This window comes from Streptomyces sp. NRRL WC-3618, assembly GCF_001280005.1.
GTDB lineage: Bacteria > Actinomycetota > Actinomycetes > Streptomycetales > Streptomycetaceae > Streptomyces.
In genome coordinates this window covers 63,335-80,042 of the sequence record NZ_LGDW01000236.1, presented here as the reverse complement: position 1 = coordinate 80,042, position 16,708 = coordinate 63,335, and the positions used below count along the sequence as shown (strand labels likewise).

Annotated in this window: 16 protein-coding genes; 9 read left to right on the top strand and 7 right to left on the bottom strand. The window is 72.4% G+C overall.

The features are described from left to right. Positions 1–21: 21 nt before the first annotated feature. Entirely contained in the window at positions 22–696 is a 675-nt protein-coding gene (locus tag ADL01_RS20630) for a D-sedoheptulose-7-phosphate isomerase (RefSeq protein WP_053743495.1), read from the top strand. Beyond that, complete coding sequence (gene rfaE2 / locus ADL01_RS20625) at positions 693–2,090, top strand: D-glycero-beta-D-manno-heptose 1-phosphate adenylyltransferase (RefSeq protein WP_053743494.1); 1,398 nt, start codon at positions 693–695, stop codon at positions 2,088–2,090. The genes ADL01_RS20630 and rfaE2 overlap by 4 nt, the downstream gene beginning before the upstream one ends. A gap of 24 nt (positions 2,091–2,114) precedes the next feature. Here the strand turns inward: rfaE2 and ADL01_RS20620 are convergent, their stop codons facing one another. After that, positions 2,115–3,377, bottom strand: a complete 1,263-nt coding sequence (locus ADL01_RS20620; protein ID WP_053743493.1) for an MFS transporter — start codon at positions 3,375–3,377, stop codon at positions 2,115–2,117. A gap of 493 nt (positions 3,378–3,870) precedes the next feature. Here ADL01_RS20620 and ADL01_RS20615 point away from each other — a divergent pair, with 493 nt between their 5' ends. Next, positions 3,871–4,617 carry an SDR family oxidoreductase gene (locus ADL01_RS20615; protein ID WP_053743492.1) on the top strand — a complete coding sequence of 249 codons (747 nt, stop codon included), beginning with the start codon at positions 3,871–3,873 and terminating at the stop codon, positions 4,615–4,617. A gap of 379 nt (positions 4,618–4,996) precedes the next feature. Here the strand turns inward: ADL01_RS20615 and ADL01_RS44815 are convergent, their stop codons facing one another. Continuing rightward, entirely contained in the window at positions 4,997–5,446 is a 450-nt protein-coding gene (locus ADL01_RS44815) for a hypothetical protein (protein WP_053743491.1), read from the bottom strand. Between the two features lie 367 nt (positions 5,447–5,813). On the opposite strand from ADL01_RS44815, the gene ADL01_RS20605 reads away from it, so the two are divergent. From ADL01_RS20605 to ADL01_RS46400, 3 genes are all read left to right on the top strand, one after another. Next, positions 5,814–6,236, top strand: a complete 423-nt coding sequence (locus ADL01_RS20605; RefSeq protein ID WP_053743490.1) for a CBS domain-containing protein — start codon at positions 5,814–5,816, stop codon at positions 6,234–6,236. 142 nt (positions 6,237–6,378) lie between these two features. Further along, positions 6,379–6,606, top strand: coding sequence for a DUF6480 family protein (locus ADL01_RS20600; protein WP_053743489.1), 228 nt, complete (start codon positions 6,379–6,381; stop codon positions 6,604–6,606). Positions 6,607–6,843: 237 nt separating this feature from the next. Continuing rightward, a complete protein-coding gene (locus ADL01_RS46400; protein WP_053743488.1) occupies positions 6,844–8,199 on the top strand; it encodes a C40 family peptidase in 1,356 nt (451 codons plus the stop codon). A 19-nt stretch (positions 8,200–8,218) separates the two neighbouring features. On the opposite strand, the gene ADL01_RS20590 is transcribed toward ADL01_RS46400, so the two are convergent. Next, positions 8,219–9,022: a VOC family protein gene (locus ADL01_RS20590; protein ID WP_053743487.1), complete on the bottom strand. Its 804-nt coding sequence runs from the start codon at positions 9,020–9,022 to the stop codon at positions 8,219–8,221. 383 nt (positions 9,023–9,405) lie between these two features. On the opposite strand from ADL01_RS20590, the gene ADL01_RS20585 reads away from it, so the two are divergent. Then, positions 9,406–10,257 (top strand): sulfurtransferase, encoded by an 852-nt coding sequence (locus ADL01_RS20585; RefSeq protein WP_053743486.1) that lies wholly within the window; start codon positions 9,406–9,408, stop codon positions 10,255–10,257. Positions 10,258–10,383: 126 nt separating this feature from the next. On the opposite strand, the gene sepH is transcribed toward ADL01_RS20585, so the two are convergent. The 3 genes from sepH to ADL01_RS20570 all read right to left on the bottom strand — a co-directional run bounded on the left by sepH (position 10,384) and on the right by ADL01_RS20570 (position 14,327). Beyond that, positions 10,384–11,403, bottom strand: coding sequence for a septation protein SepH (gene sepH / locus ADL01_RS20580; RefSeq protein WP_053743485.1), 1,020 nt, complete (start codon positions 11,401–11,403; stop codon positions 10,384–10,386). Between the two features lie 406 nt (positions 11,404–11,809). Continuing rightward, positions 11,810–13,129: a D-arabinono-1,4-lactone oxidase gene (locus ADL01_RS20575; RefSeq protein WP_053743484.1), complete on the bottom strand. Its 1,320-nt coding sequence runs from the start codon at positions 13,127–13,129 to the stop codon at positions 11,810–11,812. Continuing rightward, positions 13,089–14,327: an MFS transporter gene (locus ADL01_RS20570; protein WP_053743483.1), complete on the bottom strand. Its 1,239-nt coding sequence runs from the start codon at positions 14,325–14,327 to the stop codon at positions 13,089–13,091. Before ADL01_RS20570 ends, ADL01_RS20575 begins: the two co-directional genes overlap by 41 nt. Before the next feature lie 149 nt (positions 14,328–14,476). Here ADL01_RS20570 and ADL01_RS20565 point away from each other — a divergent pair, with 149 nt between their 5' ends. Both ADL01_RS20565 and ADL01_RS20560 read left to right on the top strand, forming a co-directional pair. Continuing rightward, complete coding sequence (locus ADL01_RS20565; RefSeq protein WP_053743482.1) at positions 14,477–15,604, top strand: ferrochelatase; 1,128 nt, start codon at positions 14,477–14,479, stop codon at positions 15,602–15,604. A gap of 8 nt (positions 15,605–15,612) precedes the next feature. Continuing rightward, positions 15,613–16,428 carry an inositol monophosphatase family protein gene (locus ADL01_RS20560; RefSeq protein WP_053743481.1) on the top strand — a complete coding sequence of 272 codons (816 nt, stop codon included), beginning with the start codon at positions 15,613–15,615 and terminating at the stop codon, positions 16,426–16,428. Between the two features lie 103 nt (positions 16,429–16,531). Here ADL01_RS20560 and ADL01_RS45440 read toward each other — a convergent pair whose 3' ends face one another. Next, positions 16,532–16,705, bottom strand: a complete 174-nt coding sequence (locus ADL01_RS45440) for a hypothetical protein (protein ID WP_199834879.1) — start codon at positions 16,703–16,705, stop codon at positions 16,532–16,534. Positions 16,706–16,708 lie beyond the last annotated feature (3 nt).

The window sequence follows — 16,708 nt, the reverse complement described above, 5'->3', positions numbered from 1 at the left end:
GCGAGCGGCCGGCCCGACGCCATGAGCCAGAACCCCCTGCACGAGGCAGCGCACCAGCACTGCCAGTCGCTCCAGCACGCCCTCCAACGCCTGCGCGTCCATGGCCTCGGCCAACTCGCCCACTGGGGCGAGCGGCTCGCCGTGGTACTGCCCGCCGGGGGCCGGCTGCTGGCCGCCGGAAACGGCGGCAGCGCCGCCCAGGCGCAACACCTGACCGCTGAACTGGTCGGGCGCTACCGCGAGGAACGCGCCGCCTACTCGGCCATATCCCTGCACGCCGAGACGTCCAGCCTGACGGCCATCGGCAACGACTACGGATTCGAGCACGTCTTCGCCCGCCAAGTGGCGGCGCACGGCCGCCACGGCGACGTCCTGCTCCTGCTCTCCACCTCCGGACGCAGCACCAACCTGCTCTCCGCCGCGATGACGGCCCGCGCGGCCGGTGTGGAGGTCTGGGCCCTGACCGGCGCCTCCCCGAATCCGCTCGCGGAGGCGGCCGACCAGGCACTGTGCGTCGACGCCGAGACCACCGCGACCGTCCAGGAGACCCACCTGGTGGCCGTGCACCTGGTGTGCGAGTACTTCGACGCCGCGCTCGCCGCGACCACTTCCGCCGCGACCGGCCCCGCCACCGTCCGGACCGCCGGGAGCAAGGCGCCCCGGCCGGGGGTCTCCGTCCTCGGGAGGACGCCGTGAACGCCACCGGACCGCTGGTCGTGGTCGGCGACGCCCTGCTCGACCGTGACGTACGGGGAGTCGTGGACCGGCTGGCGCCCGACGCCCCGGTGCCCGTCGTCGACGTCACCGCCGACGTCTCCCGCCCCGGCGGCGCCGGACTTGCCGCCGGCCTGGCCGCCCGGACCGGCCGAGACGTCGTCCTGGTCACGGCGCTCGGCGAGGACGAGGCCAGCCACACGGTGCGCGAGGCGCTGCGCGGGCGGGTCCGGCTGGTGGAACTCCCGCTGCGCGGAACGCTCCCGGTCAAGGTCCGGGTACTGGCCGGTGGCCGGCCCCTCGTCAGGGTGGACCGTGGCGGCGGCGAGGTCGGCCCGGCCCCCTCGGCCGTCCGCGAAGCCCTCGCCGGGGCGCACGCCGTCCTCGTCGCCGACTACGGCAGGGGCACCGCCGACGCCGTACGGCCGCTGCTGGCCGACGCGGCCCGACGGACGCCGCTGGTGTGGGATCCGCACCCGCGCGGCGGCCCTCCCGTCCCCGGAGCCCGCCTGGTGACCCCGAACGAGGCCGAGGCCGCCGCGCTGGCCCCGGGCGACGGGCACTCACTCGCCGAACAGGCCCGTCGCGGCGCCGAGCTGGCGGAACGCTGGCACGCGGTGTCGGTCGCCGTGACCCTGGGAGACCGTGGCGCTCTGCTCACCCGCCCCGGCTCCGCGGCGCCGATGCTCGTGCCGGTGCCCTACCCCGCCACGGGAGATCCGTGCGGCGCCGGGGACTGCTTCGCCGCCCTCGCCGCCGTCGCGTTCGCGGAGGGTGCCCTGCCCGAGGAAGCGGTGCAACGGGCGGTGGCGGGCGCCGCCGCCTTCGTCGCGGCCGGCGGCGCGGCCGACCCCGGCATCTGGCGGACCGGCGGACCGGACGGGCGCGCGGGCTCCGCCGCGGGCGACGCGTTCGAACTCGCCGCGCGCGTGAGGGTCGGCGGCGGCACCGTCGTCGCCACCGGAGGCTGCTTCGACCTGCTGCACGCCGGCCACGTGGGCCTCCTCGACAGCGCACGACGTATCGGCGACTGCCTGATCGTCTGTGTGAACTCGGACGCCTCGCTGCGGCGTCTGAAGGGGCCGGGCCGCCCGCTCAACCCCCTGGAGGACCGTATGAGAGTGCTGGCGGCACTCGGCAGTGTCGACGCCGTGGTGGCCTTCGAGGAGGACACCCCGCAGAACCTGCTGCGCGCGCTGCGGCCCGACGTGTGGGTCAAGGGCGGCGACTACTCGGCCGAAGCGCTGCCGGAGGCAGGGGTACTGCGCGGCTGGGGAGGCCAGACCGTCGTCCTGCCGTACCTCGACGGCCGGTCCACCACCGGCCTCGCCGACCGTGCGGCGCGCGCCGCCGCCGGCGCCCGTACCGCCCCCTGAGCCGCAGTGCACGTCCGGCTGCGGTCAGGCCGCCGTCCCCAGGCCGGCGCGGAGCGGCACGGCGACCTCCGGTACCCGGCCGCGCGCGACCCGGCGAACACCGTGGCCGCGGAGCAGGTAGCCCGCCGCCACGGCCGCGGTCACGACCAGTCCGCCCGCCACCAGAGCGGCGCGCACGCCGGCCAGCTCCATCATCAGTCCCAGCAAGGGCGGCGCCGCGAGCCCCCACACGGTGCGGATGCTGGACCACGCCCCCAGGACGCGGCCGCGCATAGGGGGCGGCGGGTCGGTCTGCAGCACCGTGGACTGCGCGGTGTCCCCGACGGACTCCGCCATGGCCATCGGAAGGACGAGGACGAGGAGCACGGCCAGGGAGGGCGACAGGCCGGCCAGGACCTGGAGCAGCGCCCCGGCGACTGTGAGGACTCCCACCAGCCGTACGCCGGGCCTGCGCAGCCGCGCGCCCAGGACGGCGCCGATGATGCCGCCCACGGCGAGGACCAGGGACACCTGGCTGAAGGCCGCCGCGTCCCCCGCCAGTGGCCCGGTGACCAGGACGACCAGCGTGAGCGAGTAGTTGCGGCCGAACAGCGCGCCGATCCCGTTGAGCGCGGCCAGCGCGACGAGCCGGGGACGGCGCATGAAGAAGGCCAGACCCTCGCGAGCACCGCAGCCGCCCTCGCCGGCCGGCCCTGACGGCGCCTTCCCGGCGGGGGCCGGGGCACGAACCGCTGCCCCGGGGTCCGCGGGCCTCAGGAACGGGATCACGCAGGCGACGAAGAGGAAGGAGACCCCGTTCGCCACATAGGCCACCGACGTACCGAGGAGGCCGACGGCCACCCCGGCGAGCGCGGCGCCGACGAGCCGCCCGGCACTGTGGACGAGCGAGCCGATTCCGATCGCCGAGGGCAGGTCGTCGGCCGGCACGAGTTCGTTGCCCAGCAGGGCGCAGGCGGGCCCGTCGACGGTGGCGATCAGGCCGGTGACGGCCGCGAGGACCAGCAGCACCGGCAGGTCGAGCCGGCCGAGGACGACCAGGACCGCCGTCACGAGGGCCACCACGCCCAGGAGCGCCTGCCCCACGGCGGCGGTGAGCCTGCGCGGCCAGCGGTCGACGACCGCACCGCCCAGCAGGCCGAACAGCAGGCCGGGGGCCGCCTGTACGGAGACCGACAGTCCGGTCGCGGCGGCCGATCCGGTGATCTGGAGCACGAGCAGGTTCTGCACCGTGAGCTGCATCCACGTACCGATGTTGGACATGAAGTTGGCGACGGCCCACCACCGCATGCTGCGGTGACGCAGTGAACGCCACGGCGAGCGGGAAGGCGCGGCGGCGACGGCCGGAGGCAGGACGGAAGAGGAGACGGACGCAGACACAGAAGACATACCCGGGGGACGCGAGGACGGCGGACAGGCGGGGAAAGGGCGTTCCACACGTCGGCGCGACGGCGCCCGACGAAAGGGGGAATCGGTCCCGGACCATGCTGACAGACCTTCCCGAGCCGCCTGCGTGACCGGTCTCTCCCGCCGGCTCCGCCGCAGCCCACGGCCCTTGTCCCGCCCGGCCTCGGGGCCCGGCGGTGGCTTTGCTCACAGCCGGACGCCCGAACCTCCGCGCGGGACGTCGTGCCGCTCCCCGGACGGGCTGGGACGCCCGGGTGCCGCCCTGCGGCCTAACCCGGCGTGCCTCAGACGCTCCCGTTGGTGACAGTGGAGACGGAATGCCCGCACGGGGCACAACGCCCGGGCGGGCCGGAGACGGTAGACGGAAGGCATGCGGATGAGTGGCGCGTCGTACACGGATCTGAGCGGGAAGCAGGCGTTGGTCACCGGCGGGGCCCGCGGCCTGGGAGCCGCCATCTCCCGCCGGCTGGCCGCCGCTGGGGCCTCCGTCGTCGTGGCGGACGTACGCCACGACCTGGCCAAGGAACTGTGCGAGGACCTCACGGCCCAGGGCGGGCGGGCCCGCTCCGTGAGCCTGGACGTGTGCGACCCGGGGGCGGTCGCCGATGTCTTCGAGGACGTCGACGAGGCCGGCCAGCGGGTGGACATCCTCGTCAACAACGCCGCGGTGGACGTCTCGAAGTCGGCCGAACACCTCACCGCGGACGAGGTCTCCCGGGTGGTGACGACCAACCTGCTCGGACCGATGTACCTATGCCTGGAGGCGTACCGCCGCATGGTGGGCCAGGGCGGCGGCCACATCGTCAACATTCTCTCGACCGCGGCCAACCGGACCTGGACCGAGGCCGGACCCTACGCGGCGAGCAAATCGGGCCTGCGGGCGTTCACGCACACCCTCTTCAAGGAGGCCCAGCGCGACTGCGAGGGCATCGGCGTGACGGGGATCATCGCCGGCGGAATGGAGACCGCCTTCATCATGGAACGGTTCCCCGACGCCGACACCTCGATGCTGCAGAGCCCGGAGGTCGTCGCCGACACGGTGCTGTACGCGTTGTCCGTTCCGGTCGGCAGCGCCCTCGCGGAGCTGGTCGTCGTACCACGCAGGGAACCGTCCTGGCCCTGACCGGTGCCCGGGGCCGACGAGGCCCGTCCGGGCGAGAACCGCGCGAGTTTCGTCCCAGGAGGTTCCGTGAGCGAAGACGGCCCCGCCACCCCCTCGCGCACCCAGGGCCCTCCTGAGTCCGGCACCCGTCCCCAGGTACTGGACCTGCGCGCCCGGGGACTCGGTGACCTGCTGACGGTGGTGCCGTGCCCGCGGGCGCTGCGGCGGAACATGCCGGCCCACGACATCGTGCCGGCCGCTCCCGGCCGCCTTGCCGCCGCCGTCGCGGTGCGGCCGACGTGCTGCTCGGTCCCGCCCCGGACACCGCTCCCGCGCCAGGCTGAAACGTCGGCAACCGGACGCCCCCGTCGCGCCGCTGTCGAACTGCCGCCGCGCGCGGTCACCGCTCCCGGCGTCGGTGAAGGCCGCAGGGGTGGCAGCCGTGGCGGGCGAGGCGGATGCCGGCCGCCTGCTGGCGCAGTACCCGGGACGCGACGTCCCGGCGCAGCGCGCCGACCGCCGCTGCCGACGCCTCTGCCGAAGGCGGCGGCGGTGTGTGGCCGGAGGGGACCGCCCCGGGCAGGACGGGAGCGCCGATGGCCACCAGGTACACGGAGTGGCTGGCCGCGTACGCGTGGACGACGCGGAAGGCCCGGTTGCGGTCGTGCGGTCGACGGGGCCCGTGTTCGTAGTCGAAGAAGATCATTGTCGTGGTGGCCGGAAGAGTGCCGAGGACGTACCGCAAGGACAGCTCGGAGCGGTCGGCGGCCCACGTACGGCGCGCGTGGCAGATGGTGAGGACGGCCGAGGAGCCCCACACGGCCAGATGGATGCTGTAGGGCTTTCGCATGTGCCGACCCGTTTCACAGGGGGTGGCAGCCCTCGGCAGTCACAAGCTCACTGCCGGGCGCGTGGCAGGTGCCGCGCAAAGATCCGGCCTCCGAAGCCCGGCACCATGTGCGTGCCCTCCGCCGCCGCCGGCGCGGGCGGCGTGGCTCCAGGAGCAGAACCACGGCTGGTTCCTTGCTTACCAGGCTCCCACAGCTCGCCGTGCGAGCCCCGTGCCGACGGAGCGGGCGGCCGGAGACGGTCCGGGATGGCGGACCGTCCCAGGCGGGAGCCGTCGGAAACGAAATGGGAGCGCCGGCCGCGTGCGGGTACTCGGCGGCTGCACGGCGGTGAACAGCACCGCCCCACTCCACGGAGGGATGTTTTCCATGACTCAGCATGTCCGCGACGTCATGACGGCCGACCTGACGACCGTCGAACCGCAGACGTCAGTGCAGGCGGTGGCCCGGATGATGCGTGACGAGGGCATCGGTGCCGTGCTGGTCACCGAGGGTGACCGGCTGCGCGGGCTGGTCAGCGACCGTGACCTGGTGGTGCGCGCGCTGGCCGAAGGCGGCGACCCGGACCGTACGACGGTGGCCCAGGCGTGCAGCGAGGACCTGGTCACGGTCGGCCCCGACGACGACCTTGCCGCCGCGGTGCACGTGATGCGCGAGCATTCCGTCCGCCGCGTGCCGGTAGTCGATCAGGAGAGTCACCCCGTGGGCATCGTCTCCATCGGCGACCTGGCCATGGAACGCGATCCCGACTCGGCCCTCGGCGACATCAGCGCCGCGCGTTCCAACCAGTGAAGGGACTCCCTCTGGCAGAGCTGCCGCCGGGCACGAGCGAGGGCGGAGCGGAGTCACCTGTCGCCTCACGGCATGACCACCAGCACGGTCGGCCCAAGGCCAAGCGGCCATAGCCGGCCCAGAACTGAGAGGAGGATGCGTCATGACCAGCCCTGATCCCGAGCCGTCACAGACGCCAGGACTCGAACCCGGCGGCGGGGTGCCACCCGGTGAGACCCCACCCGCCGAGGCAGGTGGCACGTCCGGCATCTCCCATCCGCAGACCGAGCTGCGCAAGGGCTGGGGTGCGATGCCGCTCGTCCTCATCACGGTGGTGGTGGCGCTGGTGGCGATCGGGCTGATCGCCATGGTGGTCGCTTTGATCGCCTAGCGTCACCGGGCAGCCACCACATCGGGCGCACACCCACGGGAGCCGCGCCGGACATCCGGCGCGGCTCCCTCGTACGGTCGATACGATGAAGGTCACAATAACGTATCGGGCATTTCGTGCTTCAACCTTCACCTGAAGCGCACAAGTTGGCTAAGTTGACCTCCGACACATTCTCAAACCTGCTGTCGCACCTGACAGTTGGCTGAGAGGACGTACCACGGAAGGAGCTCGTCCCGCATGGCGCCGGAACGAACCCGAGATGATGGGCCGAGCCGTGAAGAGGTCCAGCAGCGGATCAACAGCCTCTACGACCAGGCTGAGAGCTTCACCGGGACCTTCAACGCCACCCGTGCGATGAGGCTCGGGATACGCAAGCGGATCAACCCGGCGCCCGACACCGCGCGCAGGCGCTCCGATCCCGCCCTCGACGAGGTCGCCCGTCCGTGGTTCGACGTGGGGCGCGCCCAGCTGGGCCCGACCATGCCGGCGGTACTGCCCGCGGACCGCAGACCGGCCCGCGCGCCGGAGGCCCGCCCCGCGCGGCCCGCCGCTCCTCCCGCCGAGCCGGCCGCCCGTCCCGTGCCGGAGTTGACCGGCGGACCTGTGGCCGCACTGCCCGCGGGGCCGACGGCCACGCTGCGGCCCGTGCCCATGGCCGCGCTGTCGGCCGCACCGGTCGCCGAACCGACCGCCGCGCCCATGGCCGTTCTGCCGGCCGTGCCCGCGCCACGGCAGGCAGCTCCGCGGGAACTGAACGCCCTTTCGACTGAGCCCAGTTGGTTCCCGTCGCCTTCCCAGGGCACCGCTGCCTTCCCGGCGGCGGGCCCCCTGCCCGCCGAGGACAACTGGCGCCTCCCCGACCCGGTGGCCCAGAATCGCCCCCAGCCCGCCGAGCAGTGGCAGCTGCCCCAGTCGGTGGGCCGGAGCGCGGACCCGTCCCTGGACGCGGGCACGCCCCTCTACGCGGGCACGCTCCGCGACGGGGACTACGCCCTCGTCACCGAACTCCCCCTCGTCACCGAACCGTTCCCCGTCGCCGACCCGTTCCCCGTGACGGAGACGCCCGCGCCCTACGTCACAGACACCTCGTACGGAACGCACACGCCGCCGCACGGCACGCAGACGTCCTACGGCACGGGTACCCACTACTTCGGCACCGATGCGTACCCGGCCGTGGTGACCGGCGGGAGCATCGGCAACGGCATCGCGTTCGTCGTGGAGTCCGGTGCGAAGGCCGCGAAGGCGGTCGCCTTCGCCCGCGCGCAGATCGGCAGACCGTGTGTCTGGGGCGCGGCCGGCCCGGGGTCGTACGACAACTCCGGTCTCATCCAGGCCGCTTGGAAGGCCGCCGGAGTCGCACTCCCGCGTGCCGTGCACGAGCAGGCGAGCGCCGGCATGGCGATCAACGTCGCCGACATCCTCCCCGGTGACCTGGTGTTCTTCCACGGCGAGCTGGGCCATGTCGGTCACGTGGGCATCTTCGTCGGCGACGGAATGATGATGCACGCGCCGAGCCCGGGGGCGCGGGTGCGCGAGGACTCGATCTTCGCTGCCGGCGAGGCGGCGATCCACAGCGTCCTGCGACCCGCGTAGAGGCCCTCCAGGGGGGCCGTCAGCGGCCCCCCTGGATCAGCGAGAACACCGCCCCTTCCAGGTCCGCCACCGTCGCCACGCGGCCGTGTGGGGTGTCGTGCGGGGGCTTGACGACATGGCCGCCCAGGTCCACCAGCCGCACGGTCGCCGCGTCCGTGTCGGAGACCTCGAAGTACGTCATCCAGTGCGGTCCTCGGCCGCGGGGCAGGAAGTTGCCCACACCGTGGATTCCGGCGACGGGGCGGCCCTCGAGGTGCAGTGTCACGTAGTCGAAGTTCGCCGACACCACGGGCTCCTCCTCGTAGCCGAAGAGGGTCTTGTAGAACTTGGCGACGCTCGACGAGTCGCGGGTCACCAGCTCGTTCCAGGCGGGGGTGCCGGGGACACCGGTGATGCCCGTGCCCAGGTGGGCGACGGTCTGCCAGATGCCGAACACCGCCCCCATCGGGTCGGAGGCGATCGCCAGCCGGCCGGCGTCCGCCGCGTCCAGGGGGCCCACCCCCACGGTGCCGCCGGAGTGCCGGATCATCTCCGCGGTGAGGTCCACGTCGTCCGAGGCGAGGTACGGCGTCCAGGCCACCGGGAGGTGGCGGTCCGGTGGCAGCTGACCGATGCCGGCCACCTCCTGGCCGTCCAGCAGGGCCCGTACGTACCAGCCGAGTTGCTGGGGCCCCAGCTCGAACTCCCAGCCGAACAACTCCCCGTAGAAATCCTGGGTCGCCGTCACTCCGTGCACCATCAGACTCACCCAGCAGGGTGTACCGGGCGCGTGCCGGGCGTGTGTCTCGCTGCTCCGGCCGGCCGACTCCCGTGCCTCGGTCATCGTCACTCTCTCCTCGACCCCTCGCGGTGGCCGTGTCACTTCCGCTGTCCGCCCCGTCGGCGGATTTGACGCACGCCGTCGTGGGGCGTGCTCCGTTGCGTACGTCAGAACGTGCCCGTGCTGCCGGTCTGGCGTGCACGAACGCTCCGTACCGATGCTCGCACCACGCGCGGTACCGCGCGTCCGGGCCGAGCCGCCTCCGGGCGTCCTCGTCCCGAGGGTGCCCGAACCGCCGCTTCCCGGATGTCTCCGCGCGATTGCCGCACAGTGCCCATCAGTCGTACAGCATGTGTCCGATCCCGTACGCCACGTGATCGAACCTGTCGGGCGGGAGAGTAGCCCGAGCGGGCCGCCGCGGCCACCCCGTGCGCAAGGATGGAGCCATGAACGCCATCATCTCCGCACCCGAACTAGTGAACGAGTTGGCCGGTTCCCGCCTGCCGGTCCTGCTCGACATCCGCTGGCAGCTCAGCGTCGTCACAGCGGACGGCGCGGCGCCTTTCGACGGGCGTGCCGAGTACGCGGCCGGGCACCTCCCGGGCGCCGTCTTCGTCGACCTGGACCGGGAACTCGCCTCGGCGGCGGGACCGGCCGGCCGGCATCCGCTGCCCGACCTCGAAGTGTTCGGCGCCGCCATGCGCCGCGCGGGCGTCTCGTCCGGCGTCCCGGTCGTCGTGTACGACGGCGGACAGGGCTGGGCGGCGGCCCGCGCCTGGTGGTTGCTGCGCTGGACGGGTCACCCGGACGTGCGGGTCCTCGACGGCGGGTTGCCGTCCTGGGAGGGGGCGCTCGACACGGACGTACCCGCGCCCGCCGAGGGCGACTTCACGCCGGTGCCGGGAGCGGTGGAACTGCTCGACGCGGACGGTGCCGCCGCGCTGGCCCGCTCCGGGCTGCTGCTCGACGCGCGCGCGGGGGAGCGCTACCGGGGCGAGGTCGAGCCCATCGACCGGGTCGGCGGACACATCCCGGGCGCCGTCTCGGCGCCCACGAACGAGAACGTGGGGGCGGACGGACGCTTCCTGCCGGCGGACGACCTGACGGCCCGTTTCAAGACCGTGGGCGCCACGGACGCCACCGCGGTGGGCGTGTACTGCGGATCGGGCGTCTCGGGCGCCCACGAGGTCCTGGCCCTGGCGGTCGCGGGGATCCCGGCCGCGCTGTACGTCGGCTCGTGGTCGGAGTGGTCGGGGGATCCGACGCGGCCGGTGGCCGTGGGACCCGATCCGCAGTAACCCGGTAGCTCAACAGTTCGGTCGACAGTCAGGGCGTTCGGCCGAATGAGGGGCGTGGGCAGGGGTGGGGGCCGCATCCGTCGGATGCGGCCCCCAGCCACTCGTACGAGCAGGCCGTACGAGTGACTACTCCTTGCTCTTCCGGCGTGTGCCGAACACGATCTCGTCCCAGCTCGGTACCGCCGCTCTACGGCCGGGACGGACACCGTCCGCCTCGGCCTGGCGGTCGGTGGCGCCGACCAGACGGTCGCGGTGGGCGCCGACCGAGCGGGGCATGAGCACGTCCGCGTACGCGGAGCCGGCCGACGCGGCGGGAGCCGGAGGCTCCTCCACCTCGGGTTCGGGTGCCGGGTCCTCCGGGGCTTCGGTGGAGGAGGGTCGTTCCGGCACGACCATGTCGCCGCGGAAACTCGGTACCGCTTCCAGGAGGCTGGTCAGCGAGTCACGCTCGCCGGCGCTCTCCTCGGTGAGCTCGGACGACGGCGCGGGCAGGGCCGGACGGTCCAGCGGGCGGTCGCGCGGCAGCCGGGCGATACGCGGTACGAACGGGAAACTGGGCTCGGGCGCCGCGAGGTCGTCCGACTCGCCGATCAGCGAGCGGGCCTCCTCGTCGACGGCCTGGACGAGCCGCCGGGGCGGGTCGTACGTCCAGCTCGCCGAGTGGGGTTCGCCGGCCACCAGGTAGACCAGCAGGACTTCCCAGGTGCCGTCGTCGCGGCGCCAGGAGTCCCACTGGACGGTGTCCTTGTCGGCGCCACGGATCAACAGCCGCTCCTGCACGGCTTCGCCGAGCTGTGGGCCGGCGTTCTCGCCGGGCCGACGGACCGGAGTCTTCCGGGCCCGCTCGGCCATGAAGGCTCGCTCGGCCAGCACGGGGCCCTCGAAGCGGCGTACGCGATCGACGGGGATCCCGGCGAGCTGCGCCACTTCCTCCGCGGACGCACCTGCACGTATGCGTGCCTGAATGTCGCGGGGGCGGAGATGGCTCTCCACCTCGATCTCGATCTGGCCGAGGCGGGGACGGTCGCCGCGGACGGCGGCGCGCAGACGCTCATCGATCGGAAGCGTGTACTCCGTGCTGTCCGCAGCCTTCAACACCAGCCGTGTGCCGTCGTTAGAGACGGCCACGACACGCAGTTCGGGCATGGGGACCTCCCGGGTGGTGCCTGCCGACGTCACGTGCGTCGCTGCTTCCGCTAGTCGAGTGTGGCCTGCCCGGGTGCAGCCTGCCACAACCTTGCCGAGTTGCCCGGCGTGTCGGGCAGGGGCCCGAGAACGCCGTTATGCCACGGTTATCTATTCGCAACGCTAAGTGACAAACTCCGTCACCCTGTGCAACGAGCTCCCTCTTGGCGATCCTGGAAGGCCCCGGACGCCCAGGCGGGAGACCGGACCCAGGGCTCGCAACAGTACTCCATTTGGGCCACGTGCGTGGATTGGCACGCCACCCAATTCCTGCCGGGGAGTGCGAGTTGGCCGTTCTCCCGCCGGTTCCGTGACCTCGGACGCAGCGAGGTTCGCGTAAACGTCGGAAACGGAACCAATTGCTTCGCTACGCGCCGAGAATCCGCCGCAAGTAGTCATTCTGGAACAGGCGTTCCGGGTCGAGCCGGTCCCGCAGGGCGGTGAACTCACCGAAGCGCGGGTAGACGCCGGCGAAGTACTCCGCGTCCCGTGTGTGCACCTTGCCCCAGTGCGGCCGTCCCTCGTGCGCCGTGAAGATGCGCTCGGCGGCGGTGAAGTACCCCTGGTAGGGCGTCCCGCGGAACATGTGGACGGCGATGTAGGCACTGTCACGGCCCGAGGCCGTGGAGAGCGCGATGTCGTCCGCGGGGGCCGTCCGCACCTCCACGGGGAAACTGATCCGCATGTCCGACCGGTCGACCATCGCCTTGAGTTCGCGCAGCGTCGGCACCAGGGCCTCGCGCGAAACGGCGTACTCCATCTCCACGAAGCGCACCCGGCGCGGGGATGTGTAGACCTTGTACGGGATGTCGGTGTACGTCCGCGCGGACAGGGCCTTGCTGGAGATCCGGGCGATCGTCGGGATCGTGGCGGGCACCGTGCGGCCGACCAACTGCGCCACCTGGAAGACGCCGTTGGAGAGGAACTCGTCCTCGATCCAGCCGCTGATCGGGCTGACCGGCTTCTCGGGGCCCGCGCTGCGGTTGTTGCGCTTGGTGTTGGTGTTGCCGGTGTGCGGGAACCAGTAGAACTCGAAGTGCTCGTTCTCGGCCCAGAGTTCGTCGAACGTGCTGGTGACCTTGTCGAAGGTCATCGGCTCCTCGCGGGCGGTGAGCAGGAAGAGGGGCTCCACGGCGAACGTGATCGCGGTGATGATCCCCAGGGCGCCGATGCCCACCCGGGCCGCCGCGAAGACGTCGCTGTTCTCCTTCTCGGAACAGACGAGCACCGAACCGTCCGCCGTCACCAGCTCGAGCCCTCTGATCTGAGCGGCTATCGAACCCGACTCGCGGCCGGTGCCGTGCGTGCCCGTGCTGGTGGCACCCGAGACCGTCTGCTCCATGATGTCGCCCATGTTCGTGAGCGACAGGCCCTCGCGCGCGAGAGCCATGTTGAGTCTCTTGAGCGGAGTCCCCGCCTCTACCGTGACCATCATGTTCGCGCGGTCAATATTGCGGATTCCGGTCAACAGTTGAGGGCGTATCAACACCCCGTCGGTGGCGGCCGTCGCCGTGAAGGAGTGCCCGGTACCGACGGCCTTCACCTTCAGGCCGTCCGCGGCTGCCGTCCGCACGGCCTCCGCCAGCTCCTCCACGGAAGCGGGCGTGACCTCTCGGACGGGCCGGGCGGTGACGTTGCCCGCCCAGTTACGCCACGTGCCGCTCTTGCCGCTCGCTGTGCTGCTCAACGGTGCCTCCCCGACGCGGAGCCGGTCTCTTCAGCCGGCGGAACCCGAGGAAACCGACCGCGACCGCGACGGCCCCGGACGCCACCGGAACCCCGTACCCGGCGCTCGCGCCGGCGGCGTCGATCACCCAGCCGGACACGGAGGAGCCGAGCGCGACGCCGACCGCGAGCCCGGTGGTCACCCAGGTCATGCCCTCGGTCAGTTGCGCGCGTGGTACGTGCCGTTCGATGAGGGACATGGTCGTGATCATCGTGGGAGCGATGGACAGACCCGCAACGAACAGCGCCACGGCCAGAAACGGCAAGTTTCCGACCAGTAGGAACGGGATCATACTCACGGCCATCGCACATATGCCCAGTAGCCACCGGCGTTCCGGGGCTCCCGGGAGGCGCAGCAGCCCGAACACGGCTCCCGCCATGCAGGAGCCCGCCGCGTAGAGAGCCAGCACAACACTCGCGGCGCCCTTGTGCCCCTGTTCCTCGGCGAAGGCGACGGTGACCACGTCGACGGCCCCGAAGATCGCACCGGTGGCCGTGAAGGTGACCACGAGGACCTGGAGACCGGGGGCGCGCAGCGCCGAGCCGCTCCTGCCCTGCGCGCGCGGATGCGGCTTCGGCTCGGTCCCGCGCTGGGACGTCAGCCAGAAGACGCCGACCGCCAGGAAGCAGGCGGCGAGCAACGGCCCCGCCTCCGGGAACCACACCGTCGACAGTCCGATCGAGACGATCGGCCCGACGATGAAGCACACCTCGTCCATCACGGACTCGAAGGAGTACGCGGCGTGCAGCTGAGGGGTGTCCCGGTAGAGGGCCGCCCAGCGTGCCCGGGTCATCGCGCCGACGCTCGGGACGCAGCCGATGCCGGCGCTGCACACGAACAGCACCCAGTCCGGCCACTCGAAGTGCGCGGCGAGCAACAGCCCGGCCGAGGCCAGCAGCGCGCAGAGCGTCGCGGGACGCAGGGCGCGGCGCTGCCCGTACCGGTCGACCAGGCGCGAGACCTGCGGGCCCGCCACCGCGGCGGCGAGGGCGATGGTCGCGGAGAGGGCGCCGGCGAGCCCGTAGCGGCCGGTGAGCTGGGAGACCATCGTGACCACGCCGATGCCCATCATCGACATGGGCATCCGGCCGAGGAACCCCGCGGCGGTGAAGCGCCCGGAGCCGGGGGCGGCGAACAGGGCGCGGTAGGGGCTGGGCACGGCGGTCTCCGGTCGATCCGGTAAGGCGTGACGGACACGCGAGTAAGGCGTGAAGGAAGCCAACACAGCTTACGGGTCGGCGAACCCGGCGCACCTGCGGGGACGGGCCGGGATTCCCGCTGTCAGAGGGGGGTGGCAGGATCGGAACCATGCGAGATGCGCTCGACGCCACCCCCTACGACGCCCTGCTCCTGCTCTCCTTCGGCGGTCCCGAGGGCCCGGACGACGTGGTTCCGTTCCTGGAGAACGTGACACGAGGGCGGGGCATCCCCAAGGAACGCCTCAAGGAAGTCGGACAGCACTACTTCCTGTTCGGCGGGGTCAGCCCGATCAACGACCAGAACCGCGCCCTCCTGGACGCCCTGCGCAAGGACTTCGCGGACCACGGTCTGGACCTGCCGGTCTACTGGGGCAACCGCAACTGGGGCCCGTATCTGACCGACACCCTGCGCGAGATGGTCCAGGACGGCAGACGCCGCGTCCTCGTCCTCGCCACCAGCGCGTACGCCTCGTACTCGGGCTGCCGCCAGTACCGCGAGAACCTCGCGGACTCCCTGGCCGCCCTGGAGAGCGAGGGCCTCGACCTGCCCCAGGTCGACAAGCTGCGGCACTACTTCAACCACCCGGGCTTCCTGGAGCCCATGATCGAGGGCGTGCTCACCTCCCTCGCCGACCTCCCCGACGACGTCAGGGACGGCGCGCACCTCGCCTTCTCGACCCACTCCATCCCGACCGCGTCCGCCGACACCTCCGGGCCGGTCGAGGACCACGGGGACGGCGGGGCGTACGTGAAGCAGCACCTGGACACCGCACAGCTGATCGCGGACGCGGTGCGGGAGCGGACCGGCGTCGACCACCCCTGGCGGCTCGTCTACCAGTCGCGGTCCGGAGCCCCGCACATCCCGTGGCTGGAGCCCGACATCTGCGACCACCTGGAGGAGCTGCACGGCGCCGGTGCCCCGGCCGTCGTGATCGCGCCGATCGGGTTCGTGTCGGACCACATGGAGGTCCTGTACGACCTCGACACGGAGGCCAAGGCGAAGGCGCGGGAACTGGGCCTGCCCATGCGCCGCTCCGCGACCGTGGGCGCCGATCCGCGCTTCGCCGCCGCGATCCGTGAACTCGTCCTGGAGCGCGCCGCCGCCGAGAGCGGGCAGGACATCACACCGTGCGCCCTGGGCGCGCTCGGCGCGACCCGCGACCTCTGCCCTGTGGGCTGCTGCCCGTCCCGTGCCCCCAAGCCCGCAGCCGCGGGCGCCGACAGCCCCTACGCGTGAGGACTCCTGTGAGCGACCCCCTGCTGCCCGAACTGCTCGAGCTCGCCCAGGAGGCGGCACGCCGAGCGGGAGAGCTGCTGCGGGACGGCCGGCCGGCCGATCTCGCGGTCGCCGCCACCAAGTCCAGCCCCATCGACGTCGTCACGGAGATGGACATCGCGGCGGAGAAGCTGATCACCGACGTGATCTCCGCCCGCCGCCCGGACGACGGATTCCTCGGCGAGGAAGGCGCCTCCAGCGAGGGCAGCAGCGGTATCCGCTGGGTCATCGACCCGCTCGACGGCACGGTCAACTACCTGTACGGGCTGCCTACTTGGTCCGTCTCCATCGCGGCCGAGCGGGACGGCGAGCGGATCGTCGGGGTGGTCGCGGCGCCGATGCGCGGCGAGACGTACCACGCGGTGCTCGGCGGGGGAGCCTGGGCCACCGGGGCCTGGGAGGGCGACCGCCGGCTCGCCGTCCGCCCGGCGCCGCCCCTGGACCAGGCCCTGGTGTCCACGGGCTTCAACTACGTCGCCGAGGTCAAGGCCCACCAGGCCGAGGTGGTCCGGCAGCTGATCCCGCTGCTGCGTGACATCCGGCGCGGCGGCTCGGCTGCGGTCGACCTGTGCGATGTGGCGGCGGGCCGCCTCGACGGTTACTACGAGCGGGGTCTCAACGCCTGGGACGTCGCCGCGGGTGACCTGATCGCGCGAGAGGCGGGCGCGCGGACAGGTGGACGCCCCGGAGAGCGCCCGTCACGCGATCTGACGGTCGCGGGCGCCCCCGGTGTCTTCGAACCCCTCCAGCGCCTCCTGGAGGACTTCGGCGCCTGGCACGACTGACCGACGGCACACCGGAGGCGCCTGGAGGCGGACGAGGCAAAAAAAGGGGGAGCCCCGGCACTGGATCGATACCGGGGTCCCCTTTTTTCATTCTGCCGGCTGATCAGACGCTTGCCGCGCCGACCTCCACACCGTGTTCGGCGGCGAGGCGGCGCAGGTCGTCGAGCTCGGCCTGTTCCACCTCGACGAGGAAGTCGTCGCCGTCGTCACGAGCCCGCGTCAGGTCGGTCTCGGTCGCCCTTATGCGCTGCAGAAGTCCTGCGGTGAATGCGTCCATGCT